This is a genomic window from Tenacibaculum sp. SDUM215027, from assembly GCF_050566205.1.
Lineage (GTDB): Bacteria > Bacteroidota > Bacteroidia > Flavobacteriales > Flavobacteriaceae > Polaribacter.
This window is the reverse complement of the sequence record NZ_JBNXUE010000007.1, coordinates 93,905-111,568: the sequence shown is the minus strand read 5'-3', so window position 1 is coordinate 111,568 and position 17,664 is coordinate 93,905. Positions and strand designations below refer to the sequence as shown.

Here is a 17,664-nt window from a genome sequence, read left to right as displayed (position 1 = left end):
TAATATATATCAATGGAAAAAAAAAAATTTGATTTAAATTCCTTTATAGGAATGCTTTTATTAGGAGGAATTATGCTTTGGTGGATGAACACACAAAAGCCAGAAGAAACTCCTGAAGCTACTACCCAAACAGAGCAAACTACTGATGCTACAACCAACATTCAAAACAATTTAACAGATAACGTAGTTGTAAATGACTCGTTACAACAAATTGCTTTACAAAATAAGTTTGGTGCTTTTGCATATGGAGCTTCAAAAAGCCAAGAAGGAAACACAACACTAGAAAATGACGTTGTAAAGTTAACTATCGATAACAAAGGTGGTCAAATCATCGAAGCTTTAGTTAAGAACTACAAAACATACGATTCGTTACCGCTTTACTTAGTTAAAGACAATAACGCTTCCTTTAATATCAATTTCGGAACTACTGATAACCGAATTTTAAATACTAAAGATTTATTATTTACTCCTACTCTTACCAAAAATGGAGATACCCAAGTACTTTCTTTAAAATTAAAGGTTTCTGAAGCTAAATTTTTAGAGTACCGTTACGAAATGAAAAAAGGTGATTACCGAGTAGGTTTTGCTGTTCGTTCACAAGGGTTAAGTAATACCATTAATAGTTCTCAAGAAATTAATTTAGATTGGAGTTTAAAAGGTTTTAGACACGAAAAGAGTTTAAAAACCGAAAATATGTACTCTTACTATTATTATAAAGCTGACGATGAAGTAGATTACTTACAAATGAATGATGATGATGTTGTTAGTGATATTGACTGGATTGCTTATAAACAACACTTCTTCTCTACTATTTTATCATCTGATACACCATTTAGCAACGCAACTTTAAAATCTGTTGATTTTGCAGGTGAAGATAAAGATAGCGTATACACTAAAACTTATGGATTAAAAACTCCTTTGGCCTTAACTAATGGGGAATTAAATTATAATATGCAATGGTTCTATGGACCTACTGATTATAATTTATTAAAATCTTATGAAGGAACTAGTTTAGATGAAATTGCTGACTTAGGTTGGGGTATTTTTGGTTTCTTAAACCGTACTGTATTCTACCCTGTATTTAATATGTTAAAAGGGTTTATTGGTAACTTCGGATTAATCATCATTTTAATGACGATCGTAGTGCGTATTATAATGTCTCCAGTATTATATAAATCGTACTTATCAAGTGCTAAAATGAAGGTGATTCGTCCAGAAATGGAAGAAATAAACAAAAAGTATCCAGGTAAAGAAAACGCGATGAAGCGTCAACAAGAAATCATGGCAGTACAGCGAAAAGCTGGCGTAAGCATGATGTCTGGTTGTATACCAGCATTAATGCAAATGCCTGTATTCTTTGCTCTATTTAAGTTTTTTCCTACCAATATCGATTTCCGTCAAAAGAGTTTCTTATGGGCAAATGACTTATCTTCATACGATACTATTTTTAAATTACCTTTTAAAATTCCTTTCTATGGAGACCATGTAAGTTTATTCCCAATTTTAGCATCTATAGCTATTTTCTTCTACATGAAAATGAATCAGAGTCAACAAGCTAACATGCAAGCTCCTACTCAAGAAGGAATGCCTGACATGAGTAAAATGATGAAGTGGATGATTTACTTCTCTCCTATTATGATGTTGTTCTTCTTTAACAATTATGCTAGTGGTTTGAGTTTATACTACTTTATCTCTAACTTGTTAACTATTATAATTATGTTCGTTATTAAGAACTATGTTATTGATGAAGCTAAGATTCATGCTAAGATTGAAGAAAACAAAAAGAAGCCTGTTAAAAAGAGTAAGTTCCGTGAGCGTTTAGATTCTGCTATGAAACAAGCTCAAGAACAACAAGCTGCACAACAAAAAGCTAAAGGTAAAAAATAGTTTTTCAGTATATAATTTGATAGAAAAAGGATGCTAATATGCATCCTTTTTTTATTTAACATTCTTTTAACTAAAGCCCGTTAAACCTTTAGGGAAATTTGCGGTCAAACAAGCTTTATAAATCAACATAATGAAGAAAATTACATTACTTATTTTACTAATTAGTTTTACAGCTGTTGCACAGCGTACTACAAAAGGTATCGATTCTAAAATTACTCTAACTGGTAAAGTTTTAGAAACAAACTCTAAACAACCTTTAGAGTACGCAACTTTAGTATTAAAAAATGCTAACACACAACAAGTTATTGGAGGAGTTACCGATGCTAATGGAGGTTTCTCTATAGATGCTTCATCTGGTACATATGATATAAAAGTTGAATTTATAGGCTTTAAAACTAAAAGTTTAGGAAATCATACTCTAACAGAAAATAAAAGCTTAGGAACTATTCTACTTTCTGAAGATGCAGAAACGTTAGAAGAAGTTGAAATTATTGCTGAAAAGTCTACCGTTGAAATTCGTTTAGATAAAAAGATTTACAATGTTGGAAAAGATATGACCGTTAAAGGTGGTAATGCTTCTGATGTTTTAGACAATGTACCATCAGTAAATGTAGACGCTGAAGGGGCTGTAAGCTTACGTGGTAATGAAAACGTACGTATTTTAATTGACGGAAAACCTTCTGCTTTGGTAGGATTAACTGGTACGGATGCCTTAAGAAACCTTCCTGCTGATGCTATTGAAAAGGTAGAGGTTATTACTTCTCCATCTGCGCGTTACGATGCAGAAGGTACTGCGGGAATTTTAAATATTATTCTTCGAAAAGGTAAAATTACTGGTTTCAATGGTTCAGTAAACTTAACTGTTGGTAACCCTGATATGTTGAGAATTTCTCCCAACCTAAATTATAGAACAAAAAAACTTAATATTTTTTCAAACTTAGCATACTCTTACAGAAAAGGCCCTGGAAATTCAAATAGTTTTTTTACTAACTTTGATAAGGATGGTAATATTACTGATTATAGAGATGAAAATAGGGTTTTTGACAGAAAGAGTAATAACTACAACGGTTCGTTAGGTGTAGAATACTACATTAACAAAAAAAGCTCTGTTACAGGTAGTCTCTTCTATAGAAACTCAAAAGACAAAGATATTGCTACAAACAACACTACATTTTTTGATGTTAATAAAAATATAGATGATAGAGAAATTAGAATTGAAGATGAAAGGGAAAACGGCACCGACATACAATACTCTTTAAACTACACAAATAACATTGATGATAAAGGGCAAAAGTTAATTATTGACTTACAATATGGAGAAAGTGACGAATCTGAACCTGCAGATATTTTTGTAGATGGAGCCCTTTCTGAAATTAATTCACAAATTACAACTTCTAAAGATCGTCTTTTTCAAATGGATTATGTATTACCTATTGGAGAAAATAGTCAATTTGAGGCAGGACATAAGGTAACCTTACAAGATTTAAACTCAGATTTTAAAGTACGCGATGCTTTTGGAAACCCTTTTCCAAGAGACCTATCAAACGCTATTGAATTCAAGCAAAATATTTATGCTTTTTACTCTCAATATGGAAGTAAAATTGATAAATTCTCATACTTATTAGGATTAAGAGCTGAAATAACCGATATCGATTTAACAGTATTTACAACAGATCAATTTAAAGAGAAAAACTACACCGAGTGGTTTCCTACTGTTAACTTAGGGTATGAAATTAATGATGGAGAAAACATTTCTTTAGGGTATAGTAGAAGATTACGTAGACCACGTCACTGGTTTTTAAACCCTTTTGAAAGTCGTAGTTCTGCTACTAATGTATTTAGAGGAAACCCAGACTTAGATCCTACATTCACAAATTCATTAGATTTAGGGTATAACACTAGAATTAGTAAACTTAATCTAGGAGCTTCTTTATACTATCAATATTCTACAAATATTATTCAAGGGGTTTCAATCTTAGAGGAAAGAATTATTGGAGATGACACTACCCCCACCAATGTAACTGTAAGACAGCCTGTAAACTTAAATGATGAAAATCGTTATGGATTTGAGTTTACAACAAACTATAATCCAACAAAAAAAGTTAGATTATCAGCTTCTTTTAACTATTTCAAATTCAATACAGATGCTTTTACTTATGTATATACTGCCGCAAACGGAGATCAAGTTATCACTCCTTTAAAAGAAGTTAACAATAGTAGTTGGTTTGCTCGTTTTAATTCTCGTGTTACTCTTCCTTGGAAACTACAATGGCAAACACGCTTAATGTACCGTGGACCACAATCTAGCGCTCAGAGTGATAGGGAAGGTATGTTTATGGCTAATATTGCCTTAAGTAAAGACTTATTTAAAGAAAAAGCATCTTTAGTATTAAATGTTAGTGACTTATTCAACTCTCGTAAACGAGAAAGTACTACTTACTTATATGATGACAACGGACTTCTTAAAACAATAAATGATGGTTCTTTTCAATGGAGAGAACGTCAAATAACGCTAAGTTTTACCTACCGATTCAATCAAAATAAAAAACGTGAACGTCCTGAACGAAACGGTGAATTTGATGGAGGTGGCGAAGGATTTTAATTCTTAATTATATATAACAACTTAATAAAAAAGAGAACTGTATAATACAGTTCTCTTTTTTTGTTTGCGTTTAGAAGTTTAAAAAGTTACCATCCACATTACCTAAGAAAGAATAATATCCAAAAAACGCCGTTAATAATTAAATTAACGGCGTTTCTATTTTGAAATAACTTTATATTTTATCTTCTACTATAGTTAGGTGATTCTTTGGTAATAGCTACATCGTGTGGGTGACTTTCGTTAATTCCACTTGCAGTAATACGGATAAATCTCCCTGTATTTTTTAATGTTTCAATATCTTTTGCTCCACAGTATCCCATTCCTGCACGTAATCCACCTACAAACTGATGAATACTTTCTTGCAATTCTCCTTTGTAAGCAACACGACCTACAATTCCTTCTGGAACTAATTTTTTAATATCATCTTCTACATCTTGGAAATAACGATCTTTTGAACCTTGTTTCATCGCTTCAACTGATCCCATTCCTCTATACGATTTGAATTTTCTTCCTTCGTAAATAATAGTTTCTCCTGGTGATTCTTTTGTTCCTGCTAATAACGATCCTAACATTACACAATCTGCTCCTGCTGCAACAGCTTTAGGAATATCTCCTGTATAACGAATACCTCCATCAGCAATTACTGGAACTCCACTTCCTTTAATAGCAGCTGCTACTTCTAACACTGCCGAGAATTGTGGAAATCCTACACCAGCTACTACACGTGTTGTACAAATAGACCCTGGTCCTATTCCTACTTTTACCGCATCTGCTCCTGCTTCTACTAAATATTTAGCAGCTTCTGGTGTTGCTATATTTCCTACAACCACATCTAATTGTGGAAATTTTGCTTTTACTTCTTTTAACACTGAAACTACTCCTTGGGTATGTCCGTGAGCCGTATCAATAATCACAGCATCTACTCCTGCATTAACCAATGCTTCTGCTCTATCAACAGCATCGTGTGTTACTCCTAATGCAGCAGCTACACGTAAACGTCCAAAAGTATCTTTATTTGCTGTTGGCTTCTGTGTAAGTTTTGTGATATCTCTAAAGGTAATTAACCCTACTAGTTTATCATTATCATTAACAACTGGTAACTTTTCAATCTTATTTTCTTGTAAAATAACTTCAGCATCTTTTAACGAAGTTCCTTCTGCTACTGTTACTAAGTTTTCTGAAGTCATAACTTCAACAATAGGACGTTCGTTATTTTTTTCGAAACGTAAATCACGATTGGTTACAATTCCTACTAACTTTCCTCCTTCATCAACGATTGGAATTCCTCCTATTTTATGCTCACGCATTGCTTGTTTTGCATCTAAAACAATTGCGCTTAACGATAAAGTAATCGGATCGATTATCATTCCGCTTTCTGCACGTTTTACCTTACGAACTTCTTGAGCTTGCTGCTCAATTGTCATATTTTTATGTAACACTCCAATCCCTCCTTCTCTAGCAATAGCAATAGCTAAAGCTGATTCGGTTACAGTATCCATAGCGGCAGATACTATAGGAACATTGATTGTTATATTTCTAGTAAATTTTGTTTGGATTGAAACTTCTCTTGGAAGTACTTCTGAATAAGCAGGAACTAATAAAACGTCGTCATACGTTAATCCTTCACCTAATATTTTAGCTTGATGAGCTTGCATATGCAATCAATTTAGTGTGTTGTTAATTAATTGCATGCAAATATACTACAAATAATATAAAAACAACCTTTAAATTTAAGTTAAGTAATTCATTTTTCTTATACTTTTTACTTTGACTTTTGTTTCTTTTTTAACCTTCTATCAATAACGCTAATAATCAACTTTTATACGCTTAAGGTTTCTCTTCTGGTTGTCTTTTGAATCATTCTTAATTTTAGTATGTGTTTATCCCCATTCCAAATTCATAAAACTAAAATTAATGGAAACCAATACCCTTCTAAAAGACAGCAAGAAAGTTAGTAGTACGAATGGAGTTTATCCTAAGGTATCAAATGAATTAATTACTGAAATTAACAACATGCTATCATATGCTATTTACAACGGTATTGTTATAAACACTGAAGTGAACTCTTTGATTGAAAGCAAGAGTTTGAACGATTTAATTAACGCACATAATATTCTTGTTAAAAATATTGCTCCTGCTACACCTAAATCTATAGAGTATACGAAAGCACTTCGTGATGAGGGGCAAAATAAATCTATTTTCAGCAAGCTTCCTTTAGTAAGAAATCTTATTTTTTTAGCTCTTTTCTTCTTAGTCTTATTTATTGTTACTGCACTTTCTCCTCATGTTAATAACAACTCATTAGATAAAGGTTTAATGAATAATTCAGGATTGCCATTACTTTTAAACCTTTCTTATTTAGCATCCGTTGCTGGTTTAGGAGTTATTTTTTACTTATTGAAAAGAGTTAGCGACTCCATTAGAGAATCAACCATGGTTTCAGAAGAGTCTATTTCTTATTTAGCACAAATAGTACTTGGTATTATTGCTGGGCTTATTATGTCGGAAATTATTTCATTTTACACTAAAAGCCCTGAAGATATTAACCTTTTTAACAAAGGAGTTTTAGCTCTGATTGGAGGTTTTTCTTCAGAAGCTATTTTTAGCATACTACAGGGTATTATAGATAGAGTTAAATCCATTTTTATCATGCCTAAACTCAATAAAAAATAATTAAAGAAAATAAAGAGGTTGCGACGTTAAGTGATTATTAATAGAGCTTACAACGTACTAACCAAACTTAGCTCAATATCATAGCAACCTCTTTTTAACTTTAAAACTACCTACACTTATGAAGTACTTTTACGTATCTATTTTTTCTTTTTCTCTTTTTTCTTGTGCCAGTATTCCTAGTTCTACGGTTACACTAACCAAAGAAGTTATTAAAGAAGCTGATAATATGCATGCTTTAAATGTGTCTTTAATCAACAGACTTTTTGATGAGCGAAAGGAAAAAATAAACTTATTTATTGAAAATAAGTATACTCCTACACTACTAAAAAAGTATGAAGGTTTATTACCAGATTCTTTAGATTATAAAAAGGAATTACCAAACATTCTTAACAGTATTGTTCCTGTTATTAATCATAAAAAAGACTCGCTTCAAAGTGTATTAGATTCACAAAGACAAGATATTTTAAACCAGCTAAACTCTAATTATAGTGAGTATAATAAAGCTACTACTTCACTTCAAAACTTAGTTAACTCTGCAGTAAAAATAAAAACCACAGAAAGTGAGGCTTTGTCGGCAATAGATCAACTTACAGGTGATAAGGTTGATATAAAAAAGGTTGAGAATACTATAAACAATACTATTGATAAAACTGGTGATACTCTAAATAAATTGATAACCATTGAAAAAGTAATTACTGAAAAATAACAATTATGAATTCTATAGATTGGAACAATATAGCTAAAGAAGCTGCTTCACAAACTGATACTGAGTTTAACAAACAATTGGCTAGTTTAACTAATTTAAAACTTAGTGAAGTAGATGCTTTTATTAAGGAAAGTAAAATTACCAATGCTAACGCCATAAAAACACTTAAACTTATTGATGATGCTACTATTAGTAATAACGAAAAAGCCAAAGCTATTTCTAACATCGAAAATGGCTTTGGCTTTGTAATAAGTTTAGTTTCTAAAGTTGTATAACTATCTAAAAATTGTATTGTCTTTTATAAAGGCTGTTTTATAACGCTCACTAAAGAGAATTTTCTCTTCATTATCTAAAACAATAAGGTTATCTTCAAAGTAAATTTCTTTGATTTTCTTAACGTTTACCAAGTAATTTCTGTGTACCTGTCTAAAATCTGGATTAGACAGCATGTCTTTTAACTTGGTTAGCGATAACTTTATTAGGTAATTTCCTGAGTCGCAAATTATACTACAGTACTTTTCTTTTACTTCTACATAATTAATAGCAGCTACATCAACTTTTACTACGCTTCTTTTTTTCTTTATGAATAAAAAAGCTGGACTTAATACACCATTGTCTGATGCTAAACTAATACTGTTATTTTGCTGATAACACGACTCAATTGCCAATTCTAAAGAGAATAACAATTCTAGTTTGTTATATGGCTTTAAAAGATACACTAACGGATTGGTTAGTTTTGCTTCATCAAAAATTTCTCTTCCTTGCATACTTGTTAAGAATAAAAACGGTACGTTAATTCCTTCTTTATTCAAACGATGTGCTAACGAAATTCCGTCTGGTCTTCCGTTTATCATGATGTCTAAAATAATAACATCAAAAAAGCGGTTTCTAATCAGTTTTTCTGCTTCTACCGCATTTTTTGCTAATGATACTTCGTAATCATTATCTTCTAAAAAAGAAGAAAGTTCTAAAGCTTCCTCTCCTGAATCTTCTAACAATAATAATTGTAGTTTTTTCATAATTTATGCGCTTGCGTTGGGTAACAAAATTCGTATAGTTGTCCCCACTTCCAACTCACTATCTATGAGTAATTTTCCATTATTCTTTTTAATAAGTGTTTGACACAATAACATACCTAGCCCTACACCCTCAGATCTGTTAATTTTATCAATACTTAAATCTTCTAAACCTTTTATTTTTGCTAGTTTTTCTTTTGAAATTCCAAAACCTGTGTCTTTAATTTCAATCGTACTAAATTCTTCAGAATCGGTATAGGTTTTTATTGCTATTTTACCGTTTTCTCCTGTGTATTTTAGTGCATTATCTAACAAATTTCTCAATACTATTTTTAAGGACTCTTTATCTGCTTTTACCAAAATAGTGGCTTCTAACTTTGTAGTTAGTGCAATATTTTTAGCTTCTGCAATCTCTTCAAAGTTATAAACAGCCTGTTCCACCAACGGTTTTAAAGGATATTCTTCTGCTTTAAACGATAACTGATTGTTTTGCTCTAACGACCAATGCAATACATTGTTTAATAAGTGACTTGTGCTTTCTGTTAATGCAATAGCATTGTTGGTAGTTTCACTTACCGCATCGTATTCTTTGTTTTTTAACTGACGTTTTAGCTTTACGTGTTGTCGCTTAATTGTATTTATTGGCGAACGTAAATCATGAGACACTACAGAAAATAAATAGTCTTTCGTTTTGTTTGCAACGTTTAATTCCTCCTTTTGTTGGGTAATAAACCTATTTTTACTTCTTAACTCTCTATAAAAATAACCTAAAAATCCGAGAAAAACTAATAAACCCGAAGCTCCTATTACCAAACTCTTTTGCACTACTGCTTGACGCTTTAACTGCTCTTCTTGTAAAACGATTTCTTGTTGCTTTTGGGCTACGGCTAATTGTTTGTCTTTTTCTGTAAGCTCCCAAATTTTATCACGGTTCCAAATAGAATCTTTCCAATTACCATATTCCATATAATACTCTATACTTTTTTGGTAGTTTTTTCTATTCTTCTCAACAACCGCCATATTTCTCGTAGAATTTTGCTTCAATTCTAAATCAGAAAATAATTTTGCTAAATCATACGCCTCTATAAATAATGGAATCGCTTCATCATCTAAATACTGATTGTAATAGACATTTGCTAAATCCATTTTAGTCCTAATGATAACAGCGGTATCTTTCTCTTCTATCAAAGAAAGTTCTTTTGAAAAGTATTCTTTTGCTTTATTATAGTTTTTTTTATGAACATAACTTAAACCTAGGTTATGAAACGCTACTTTTCTAAATCTTGGCGTAGAAATTTTTATTATTTCTTCCCACTTTTTATAATGAAAAATAGCGCTATCGTACTTTTTCATTCCAAGATAAACCCTTCCTAAGGCAGCATATTTTAACTCTCTATATTGATGATTTTCTTCTGAAATTGAAAAAGCGTTTCTCAATGCTTTATTTAATAATTTCTTTCTAATCGCACTAACGCCTTGTATATAATTCAATATATTCTTTTCCTCTCTTCGTATCCCTTCACTTAAAGCCAAAGCCTTCGAACTATATACATAACAAGAATCATACTCCTTTTCTTTGTAAAAAGTAAAAGCTTTACAAAACAAACTTTTTCCTTTACTTATTTCACATAATTTATCTCCTCTTATAATTATATAAGACTTATTTTCAGGCTCACTTTTTAAAAAAAAAACAGAACCTAAAACTATAAAAAAAAATGTTATTCTATTCAAAATAATTATTCTGGATCAGCAGGCGTAGTTACAGTTCCTCTATCTGTTACTGGGTCATCATTTTCACTACGTACTAAAATCATATCTACAGATGGAGTTCCTTCATCTAATTGATAGGCAAACTGTACATAATATAAATCGTATTGGCTAGCTACTTCATCGCAATTAAATTCTACTCTAAAGTCTCTACAACTTACCGTATCGTATCCACCATCTTTGTTTAAGATTCTAGTTGGCGTAACTCCATAGTAATTTAAGTATACTTTATCTCCTTCTAATTGTAGCCCACTTATATTGTCTACTGGGTTTAATGTGTTGTCTGGTAAGTAAGCTAAAACCGTTACGATATTAGGAGTTTCACTGTTTCCAGATTCATCTCTAGACATGTTTACTAAAGGACCTGTAGGTACATTATCTGCACTAATATTTGTGTCAAACTTACTAAAGCTTTTTAATGTTAATGTAACTCCGTTAACGTTTACTGGGTTTCCCATGTTTTATAATTTAAATTTGGTTATTGGCTAAATTTACAATTATAAAAAGAAAAGAAAAAATAGTTTGTTACTATTTTATAGAGGTTATAGAGAAATTTGTCTTTTGTGAAATTTCTCATATTCCTATTGGGAAAGTAAATATTATTTACAGTAAGAGAAAACCGTTATAAACACGATGAAACTATGTGCTAATACCATGTAACTAAAAAAGGGAGAAAACTAAGTATCTCCCTTTATTTTAAATTTTGAACTGTAATGTTACATACCAATTTCTTGGAGATGATGGTATAATACCTGGTCCCGGATATCCTGTTGCCCTACGTGTAAAGTATTTTTCGTCTAACAGGTTGTTAACCCCTGTTTCTAGCTTCCATTTTTTATACGAATATGAAAAAGAAGCATCTACAATTGTATATGCTGGTATAGGACCTATTGTTCCGTAACTAGGATGTGTGCTATCTACTGTTGCATGTGTAGCATCGGTTTGTTGTTCTGACAAATGCGTTAACTGTAAACTACTTAAAAAGTTTTTATATCCAAACTTCACTCCTGTTTTTAAGTTTAGGTTCGGTATAAACTCTACTTGATTTCCTATTACTGATTTTTCTAATGAATCTGTATATTCTGATTGTGTTAACGCTAGGTTTACATAGGTATTTAGTACATAGTTTTGTGACAACTTAAATGCATTTGCCAAACTAACATCTGTAAAACCTTCAAAACCATAAATAAAAGCGTCTCCTACATTAGTTCTTAACCTATCTCCTGCATCGGGTCCGCTGCTTACCCAAAAAATTCCGATTCTTTTGTTGTAAAACAGTCCAAATCCGCTTAGATCATAGGTTACAATGTTCTTAATCTTTCCTCTTATTCCAATATCTGCTGTTCCTCCTTCTTCATCATCTATGTTTTCATCTACTTTAAAAGTAGGACTTACCGTACGGATGTCATTAAAGGTTACTGAGCGATAGTTTTGAGAGGCATTTGCATAAATCTCTAACTTTGTTGATGGTTTATAACTTGCACCAATACCAAATAAAGCAAAGCTTCTTTCTTTTGTTCTATCGTCTCTAAACGTATTAATTCCATTAGGTAACGGCTCTCCGTTTTGTAGGTCTTCATTATTCCATAATACTGTTTTATAATCACCATTACTTCCTGTTTTTATGTATTCTAATCTAAATCCAGGAGTTATTGAGAATTTATCTGATAGTTTAAAAATATGTTCTCCAAATAATGCTACGTTCGTATTTGGGAATTTAAAATTAGATGAGGCATAGGCATCTACATCTGCAAATGTAAAGTTTGCATCTACACCATTAGATCCTGCTCCTTGCTGTTCTGAATTATTTGCTTTGTAATATTTTACACCTAGTAAGTAAGTATTCTTTTGCCCCCTAAAATTATAGTTTGATAAAAAACGTATTTCTGTTCCCCAGTTTTTATATTGTCCGTTAATTAAATCTCTTGTAGCATAATTTCCATCTGCAAAAGGTTCATCTACATAGGTTATAGGACTTACATTACTTGATTTATAATTCCCTCTAAACCCTATGGCTTTTCTCGAAGCATTTAATCCAAATAAGTTAACACTTAGGCGTGTGTCTTCTGTAAAATTATGGTCTAGTTTTACCGCCCATAAATTCCAATTCACACGAAACCAATTTCTTGATCTGTTACTCTGAAAAGGATCTTCATTAAACATTCTATCATTTAACCCTCCTGCTTGTTTTGCTAAATAATTTAAATATGTTGCCTCTACTGTTAAAGTTGTTTTTTCTGATAGTTTATGATCTACATGACCATAAATATTTATTGAGTTAAATTCTGAATTTGGTCTAAAACCATCTCCTCGTTTATAATTTATGTAACCGTAATAACCTGTTTTATCAACTGTGCCTCCAACACTATTAAAAGAATTGAAAAGACCGAAAGATCCTGTAGATTGTCTTGTTATGAACTCAAATTCTTTACTCTTATTGGGTTCGTTAAATTTAAAATTTAACAACCCTCCAAATTGTGTTCCGTATTGTAATGATGCAGCTCCTCTTACAATTTGGATTTCTTGTAAGGCCTCTGCTGGTGGTGTGTAATAACTTTCTGGATACCCTAATACATCTGCACTAATGTCATAACCGTTTTGTCGTGTATTAAAGTTTGATGTTCTGTTAGGATCCAAGCCTCTACCTCCAATGTTTAACTGTAATCCAGCATCGTCATTTTCGTAAATATTGAGTCCAACTACTTGACTGTATATTTGGCGTGCGTTATTCGCCGCTTTATTTCCTACTGTTTGATCTAATAAAACTACTTCTGTTTTTTTTCCTTCATAAATAGCAGTTCCTTCCACTGCTTTTAATCTTTTTAAACTAAATACTTTTCTTAGCCTTTGATTGATGATTACTTCTGATAGTTCTTCGTCTAACTTTAAAAGAGTTATGTTTACTACTATATTTTTATTTCCAATAGTTAATACATCTTCTTTCATCTCGAAATTATAAGAAAAGAATACCAATGAATAGTTTCCTGATTGTAATGGTTTGGTTTTATAATTTCCTTGAGCGTCTGATGTTGCCAACTTTCCGCCTGAAGCGTCAAAAACTTCAACATTATTAATAGGGTTCCCTTTTTCATCAACTATTTTTCCTGAAATGGTATATTGTGCTACCGCTGTTTGCACAGCTAAAAATAAGATAAAAATAATACTACAGACCTTTAATTTTGATTTCATGGTTAAATGGTATAATCCAATTTTTGTGTTTAAAACTTTCTTTTTGTTGGTATAAATCTACTTTTGGATTTATAAATTGTGTGCTAAGTCGACCGTTTAATGTTACATAACTATCTACGTATACTTTAGGATTTTTCATTCCTTTCTTTTTGTAGGTATCTCCTAAAAAATGAGCAAATTCAAGTATAAAATCTGATTGAAAACTCATTTGTTTTTCTTGTAATGTTGTTAAATAGTCGCTATTGTCAATATATACTTGCTTTTTTGTTTCTTCATCAATTATTTTAAACTCTGCATAGCCCGCTTTTTCTGTTAACATAACACGCCAAGAAAAACGGTATCCTTCTTCTGTCCAAAATAATTCTCCAGGGTACAACAAATACCTAAAAGGAATAATGATTTGTAGTATAAAGAACAGTATTAAAAACTTTCTTGTTAATGTTAGTTTTTGGGTAGTTACCAAGGTTTTTCCTTGATCGAAATAATCCTTAGAAATTCTAAATATAGCTGCTATGATATTTAGTATTTTATGGTGCACTTTTGGATTGAAAAATATAATGGTTGAGACAATCATTATATAAGGAAACATTCCTATTGAAAATAGTATTCGTGTAAATACATGAAAAACAACTACTGTAACAAATGCTATGGTACGTGTTCGTTTATTTAATAATAAAAAAGGTACTGTTAAATCGTATATGGCTCCTGCCCAACTCATAGCAAAGTGAAACCATGTTTTAGACATTAAAAAACCTACTAATGGTAGATTATTTTGTACAGGTAACCATATGCATAATGGAGAGGCTCTAAACAACCAATCGGAATTTAGTTTTGCTAATCCTGCATAAAAATATACAATACCTAATAATAATTTTATAGCATCTATAGTCCAATTAGGTATTTTTTGATAAGCTATTTTTTCATTTTGTTTTGCATCTACAGAAAAATAAGCATTTGCTGGTAGAAAAATTAAAATGAATGCTACTAAACTTACAAAGTAATAATGGTTTAAGTAATAGCTTTTATCCATTAACTCTATGTAGGTAAAGCTTAAAAAAAACGTAATTGTCGCTGCTTTATATTTATAACCTAACATTATAAGTAAGGCAGCTATTGCACAAATAAAAAATAATAAATAGGTATAGTTACCTAATGGTTTTATATACTCAAATCCGTAGTAAGAAAAGAAAAACTTTGGGTTTATATATTGTTCTTCTATCCATCCGTTTAACCAAAAACGTAGTATGCTACAAAACATCATAAACCCAAAAAAAATACGAAATACTGCAAGTGGAGCAGCTTCCGTATTTTTTTTAAAATATTTTTGTACTGTATTAATCATTATCAGCGTCGCTCGAAGTATTTTTAATACTCATAGCACTCATCATATCTGGTTTAAAGTTTTTTAATACTGTTTGCATAGCTTCGTAAGTATTTAAAAACACATTTTTGTCATTTTGAATTTGATCTGTAAAGTCATTTTTTAATAAACTTGCTTTATCTTCTATTTTTGTAAAGTTTGTGTTTATTAAATCTGCTAAATCTTTTCTTTTTAGAAACTCAAGATACTGCTGTAAGCTTTTTCCTTTATTTCCATTATAACCTATTCCTTTATAAAAGTTTTTTGTTGCTGTTAACGCGGTTATAAATAATTCTTTAGAGATGTCTTTTTTATAAAAGCCTTCAACCAATGTAACATCTGGTATACCTGTTCTTGCTCCTGATGGATTTGCTATTTTAGGGTCTCTTAATTGTTTTTCAAAAAAAGCTATAACATAAAAGTTTACTAATTTATCTACACTACTTGATATAGAATATCCATCGTTTTCAATAAAAGTTTGCCTGTAACCTCCGTTCCAATCATCTTTAACTTGTTTAGATAAATTGTAAACTCTGTTACTTACATCTTTTAAATATTGTGTATACTTAGCTGCATTTTCTGCTGTTGTATAAAAAGTTACTGTTTCTTCATCAGTACCTTTCCCATTAAGTAAATAGTCTAAAGCAGGAAAACCTTGTACACTTATTAAATTAGGTGATTCTAAGTTATAAGTCCCCGACTTAGCATAATCATCTAATTGAGTAGCATTCGTTGGTATTGTATTCATATAACCAACCATGTTTATTTCTTGGGCTTTACCTACTTGGAATAACGAAATCTTTTGCCAAGTTATATAAGCATTTTTCCATGCAGTTCTTGCCTCAACTAAATTAGCTGTGTTTGCTGTTGTTGTAAATTTATTTATTGTTTCATTTAATAATTCTGTTTTCTCTACAAAATCATTATATCCAGGAATAATCATTTGATCAGCCCAAAAAGTCAACATTTCTTTTCTATTAAAATCATCTGGTGTTGATGTACTGGAATCATCATTACTACTTGGACTACAAGCAACAATTAAAGAGAGTACACATATGTATACGATTTTTTTCATCTTGTTTTAATTAATTTTTTATTAATCTAAATAAACACGCAAAAATAAAAAAAAATAGCCACGTAACTGTACATGGCTATTTTTAATTTATCTCATTTAATAGTTTAGTCATTTAAACTAACTACATCTTCTGTTGTAAAACCAAAGTAGGTTCCTAACCTAGATGCAATTTGATCTAATTGGTCATCTGTAATAGACCATAAACCATTATCAGCCTCTAACATTGTTATAGTACCTGCGATTTGATTTTTTTCAACTTGCTGTCCGTTAATTTCAACAAATCGTAGTGATTGTAAAAAACCATATGCTTCAGATAATGCATGTAAACTATTTGCATCTTTAGCTCCTTTTCCTTTTAATAGGTAATGTGCAGCCATCACCCCTATTACTTTAGATACTGATACTCTAATAGTTTCAGCTTGCTTTCTTGCTAGTTCATAATCATTAGCATCTACTGCTGCTCTTCCTAATTTGAATGCATTGTACACATCATCAAAAGTTCCTTTAAACTTACTATCGTTATCAACACTTTTAATATAAGAGTTCAAAAAACCTTTTCTGTCGTCTAAAGAATTAACTGGTTTTGCAGGATCTTCTTCTAAACCAAATAAATACCCATAAGCTTCATCCCAACCATGTTGTAAAGCTGTATAATTTTTGGTGGCATCTCCTTTATATGGTTTTCCAGCTTCATGATCTGCTTTATTAGCATCAATAAATTTTTGAGAAACATATTTGTTTATCATTTGATCTGCAATCACAGAACCTATTAATGTTTTAGCTACTGCTTGATTGTACTCAACTCCTTTAGCACTTACATAAACTGTTCTACTACCTGTAATTAGTTTTCCTGCTGTACCTGCGGCTGCATCTGTATTCCAATTAGCATATACTTCTGTGGCATGGTCTTCAATCCATCCATCCATTTTTAACCTTAACTCATCTGTTTCTACAGCATCTACGTTAGAGTTTGTAGCAGAAGCCACAGTACCTCTAAGTTTTTTCCCTGAAGTGTTTAATGATGCATCTTCAAAACCTGTACCCTCTTTAAACATTTCTTCTAACTGAGCCAGAGTTTTGGTATTAATTCCAAGCGCATCCTTTAACTCTTTAGCCATTTTTAAACGTGCTACTTGTCCTGAAAAACTAACGTTAGATTTATTATCTTTTCCATTAAAAGCATAGGTAGCTGGAGCTTCTACTGGTTGTTTTACATCATTGTCATTATCATCTGAACAAGATGTAAATACTAAAGCTGACACAGCTATCATAGAAAGGATTACTCTTTTCATTTTTATTTAGATTAAGTTTTAATTAATTTTATTCGGCAAATTTATATAAGAAATCTAACCTCACAAATCTTATTAAGACTTATTTTAAATAAATTTC

Annotated in this window: 13 protein-coding genes; 5 read left to right on the top strand and 8 right to left on the bottom strand. The window is 31.2% G+C overall.

The window, feature by feature from the left end:
* The first annotated feature begins 12 nt into the window (after positions 1 to 12).
* Complete coding sequence (gene yidC / locus ACQYZ7_RS15225) at positions 13 to 1,887, top strand: membrane protein insertase YidC (protein WP_430730573.1); 1,875 nt, start codon at positions 13 to 15, stop codon at positions 1,885 to 1,887.
* A 130-nt stretch (positions 1,888 to 2,017) separates the two neighbouring features.
* The gene (locus ACQYZ7_RS15220; RefSeq protein WP_430730572.1) at positions 2,018 to 4,489 is read left to right on the top strand and encodes a TonB-dependent receptor domain-containing protein; all 2,472 of its coding nucleotides are present in this window, start codon (positions 2,018 to 2,020) and stop codon (positions 4,487 to 4,489) included.
* A gap of 179 nt (positions 4,490 to 4,668) precedes the next feature.
* On the opposite strand, the gene guaB is transcribed toward ACQYZ7_RS15220, so the two are convergent.
* Entirely contained in the window at positions 4,669 to 6,144 is a 1,476-nt protein-coding gene (gene guaB, locus ACQYZ7_RS15215) for an IMP dehydrogenase (RefSeq protein ID WP_430730571.1), read from the bottom strand.
* Between the two features lie 259 nt (positions 6,145 to 6,403).
* On the opposite strand from guaB, the gene ACQYZ7_RS15210 reads away from it, so the two are divergent.
* The 3 genes from ACQYZ7_RS15210 (at position 6,404) to ACQYZ7_RS15200 (ending at position 8,143) form a co-directional block, all read left to right on the top strand.
* Entirely contained in the window at positions 6,404 to 7,162 is a 759-nt protein-coding gene (locus tag ACQYZ7_RS15210) for a hypothetical protein (RefSeq protein ID WP_430730570.1), read from the top strand.
* Between the two features lie 118 nt (positions 7,163 to 7,280).
* A complete protein-coding gene (locus ACQYZ7_RS15205) occupies positions 7,281 to 7,868 on the top strand; it encodes a hypothetical protein (protein ID WP_430730569.1) in 588 nt (195 codons plus the stop codon).
* 5 nt (positions 7,869 to 7,873) lie between these two features.
* The gene (locus ACQYZ7_RS15200; RefSeq protein ID WP_408027642.1) at positions 7,874 to 8,143 is read left to right on the top strand and encodes a hypothetical protein; all 270 of its coding nucleotides are present in this window, start codon (positions 7,874 to 7,876) and stop codon (positions 8,141 to 8,143) included.
* On the opposite strand, the gene ACQYZ7_RS15195 is transcribed toward ACQYZ7_RS15200, so the two are convergent.
* The 7 genes from ACQYZ7_RS15195 to ACQYZ7_RS15165 all read right to left on the bottom strand — a co-directional run bounded on the left by ACQYZ7_RS15195 (position 8,144) and on the right by ACQYZ7_RS15165 (position 17,567).
* Entirely contained in the window at positions 8,144 to 8,887 is a 744-nt protein-coding gene (locus ACQYZ7_RS15195; protein ID WP_430730568.1) for a LytR/AlgR family response regulator transcription factor, read from the bottom strand.
* A 3-nt stretch (positions 8,888 to 8,890) separates the two neighbouring features.
* The gene (locus tag ACQYZ7_RS15190) at positions 8,891 to 10,615 is read right to left on the bottom strand and encodes a tetratricopeptide repeat-containing sensor histidine kinase (protein WP_430730567.1); all 1,725 of its coding nucleotides are present in this window, start codon (positions 10,613 to 10,615) and stop codon (positions 8,891 to 8,893) included.
* A gap of 5 nt (positions 10,616 to 10,620) precedes the next feature.
* Positions 10,621 to 11,109 carry a hypothetical protein gene (locus ACQYZ7_RS15185; protein WP_430730566.1) on the bottom strand — a complete coding sequence of 163 codons (489 nt, stop codon included), beginning with the start codon at positions 11,107 to 11,109 and terminating at the stop codon, positions 10,621 to 10,623.
* Positions 11,110 to 11,347: 238 nt separating this feature from the next.
* Positions 11,348 to 13,840 carry a TonB-dependent receptor domain-containing protein gene (locus tag ACQYZ7_RS15180; protein WP_430730565.1) on the bottom strand — a complete coding sequence of 831 codons (2,493 nt, stop codon included), beginning with the start codon at positions 13,838 to 13,840 and terminating at the stop codon, positions 11,348 to 11,350.
* Positions 13,815 to 15,182, bottom strand: a complete 1,368-nt coding sequence (locus ACQYZ7_RS15175; RefSeq protein WP_430730564.1) for an HTTM domain-containing protein — start codon at positions 15,180 to 15,182, stop codon at positions 13,815 to 13,817. Before ACQYZ7_RS15175 ends, ACQYZ7_RS15180 begins: the two co-directional genes overlap by 26 nt.
* Positions 15,175 to 16,275, bottom strand: a complete 1,101-nt coding sequence (locus ACQYZ7_RS15170; RefSeq protein ID WP_430730563.1) for an imelysin family protein — start codon at positions 16,273 to 16,275, stop codon at positions 15,175 to 15,177. The genes ACQYZ7_RS15175 and ACQYZ7_RS15170 overlap by 8 nt, the downstream gene beginning before the upstream one ends.
* A gap of 104 nt (positions 16,276 to 16,379) precedes the next feature.
* Entirely contained in the window at positions 16,380 to 17,567 is a 1,188-nt protein-coding gene (locus ACQYZ7_RS15165; RefSeq protein WP_430730562.1) for a DUF4856 domain-containing protein, read from the bottom strand.
* Positions 17,568 to 17,664 lie beyond the last annotated feature (97 nt).

Bases quoted from the DNA above. Each gene is read 5' to 3' on its own strand.
- ACQYZ7_RS15200 (WP_408027642.1), top strand. From the start codon at position 7,874: ATGAATTCTATAGATTGGAACAATATAGCTAAAGAAGCTGCTTCACAA.
- guaB (WP_430730571.1), bottom strand. From the start codon at position 6,144: ATGCAAGCTCATCAAGCTAAAATATTAGGTGAAGGATTAACGTATGAC.
- ACQYZ7_RS15210 (WP_430730570.1), top strand. From the start codon at position 6,404: ATGGAAACCAATACCCTTCTAAAAGACAGCAAGAAAGTTAGTAGTACG.
- yidC (WP_430730573.1), top strand. From the start codon at position 13: ATGGAAAAAAAAAAATTTGATTTAAATTCCTTTATAGGAATGCTTTTA.
- ACQYZ7_RS15195 (WP_430730568.1), bottom strand. From the start codon at position 8,887: ATGAAAAAACTACAATTATTATTGTTAGAAGATTCAGGAGAGGAAGCT.
- ACQYZ7_RS15165 (WP_430730562.1), bottom strand. From the start codon at position 17,567: ATGAAAAGAGTAATCCTTTCTATGATAGCTGTGTCAGCTTTAGTATTT.
- ACQYZ7_RS15180 (WP_430730565.1), bottom strand. From the start codon at position 13,840: ATGAAATCAAAATTAAAGGTCTGTAGTATTATTTTTATCTTATTTTTA.
- ACQYZ7_RS15170 (WP_430730563.1), bottom strand. From the start codon at position 16,275: ATGAAAAAAATCGTATACATATGTGTACTCTCTTTAATTGTTGCTTGT.
- ACQYZ7_RS15185 (WP_430730566.1), bottom strand. From the start codon at position 11,109: ATGGGAAACCCAGTAAACGTTAACGGAGTTACATTAACATTAAAAAGC.
- ACQYZ7_RS15175 (WP_430730564.1), bottom strand. From the start codon at position 15,182: ATGATTAATACAGTACAAAAATATTTTAAAAAAAATACGGAAGCTGCT.
- ACQYZ7_RS15205 (WP_430730569.1), top strand. From the start codon at position 7,281: ATGAAGTACTTTTACGTATCTATTTTTTCTTTTTCTCTTTTTTCTTGT.
- ACQYZ7_RS15220 (WP_430730572.1), top strand. From the start codon at position 2,018: ATGAAGAAAATTACATTACTTATTTTACTAATTAGTTTTACAGCTGTT.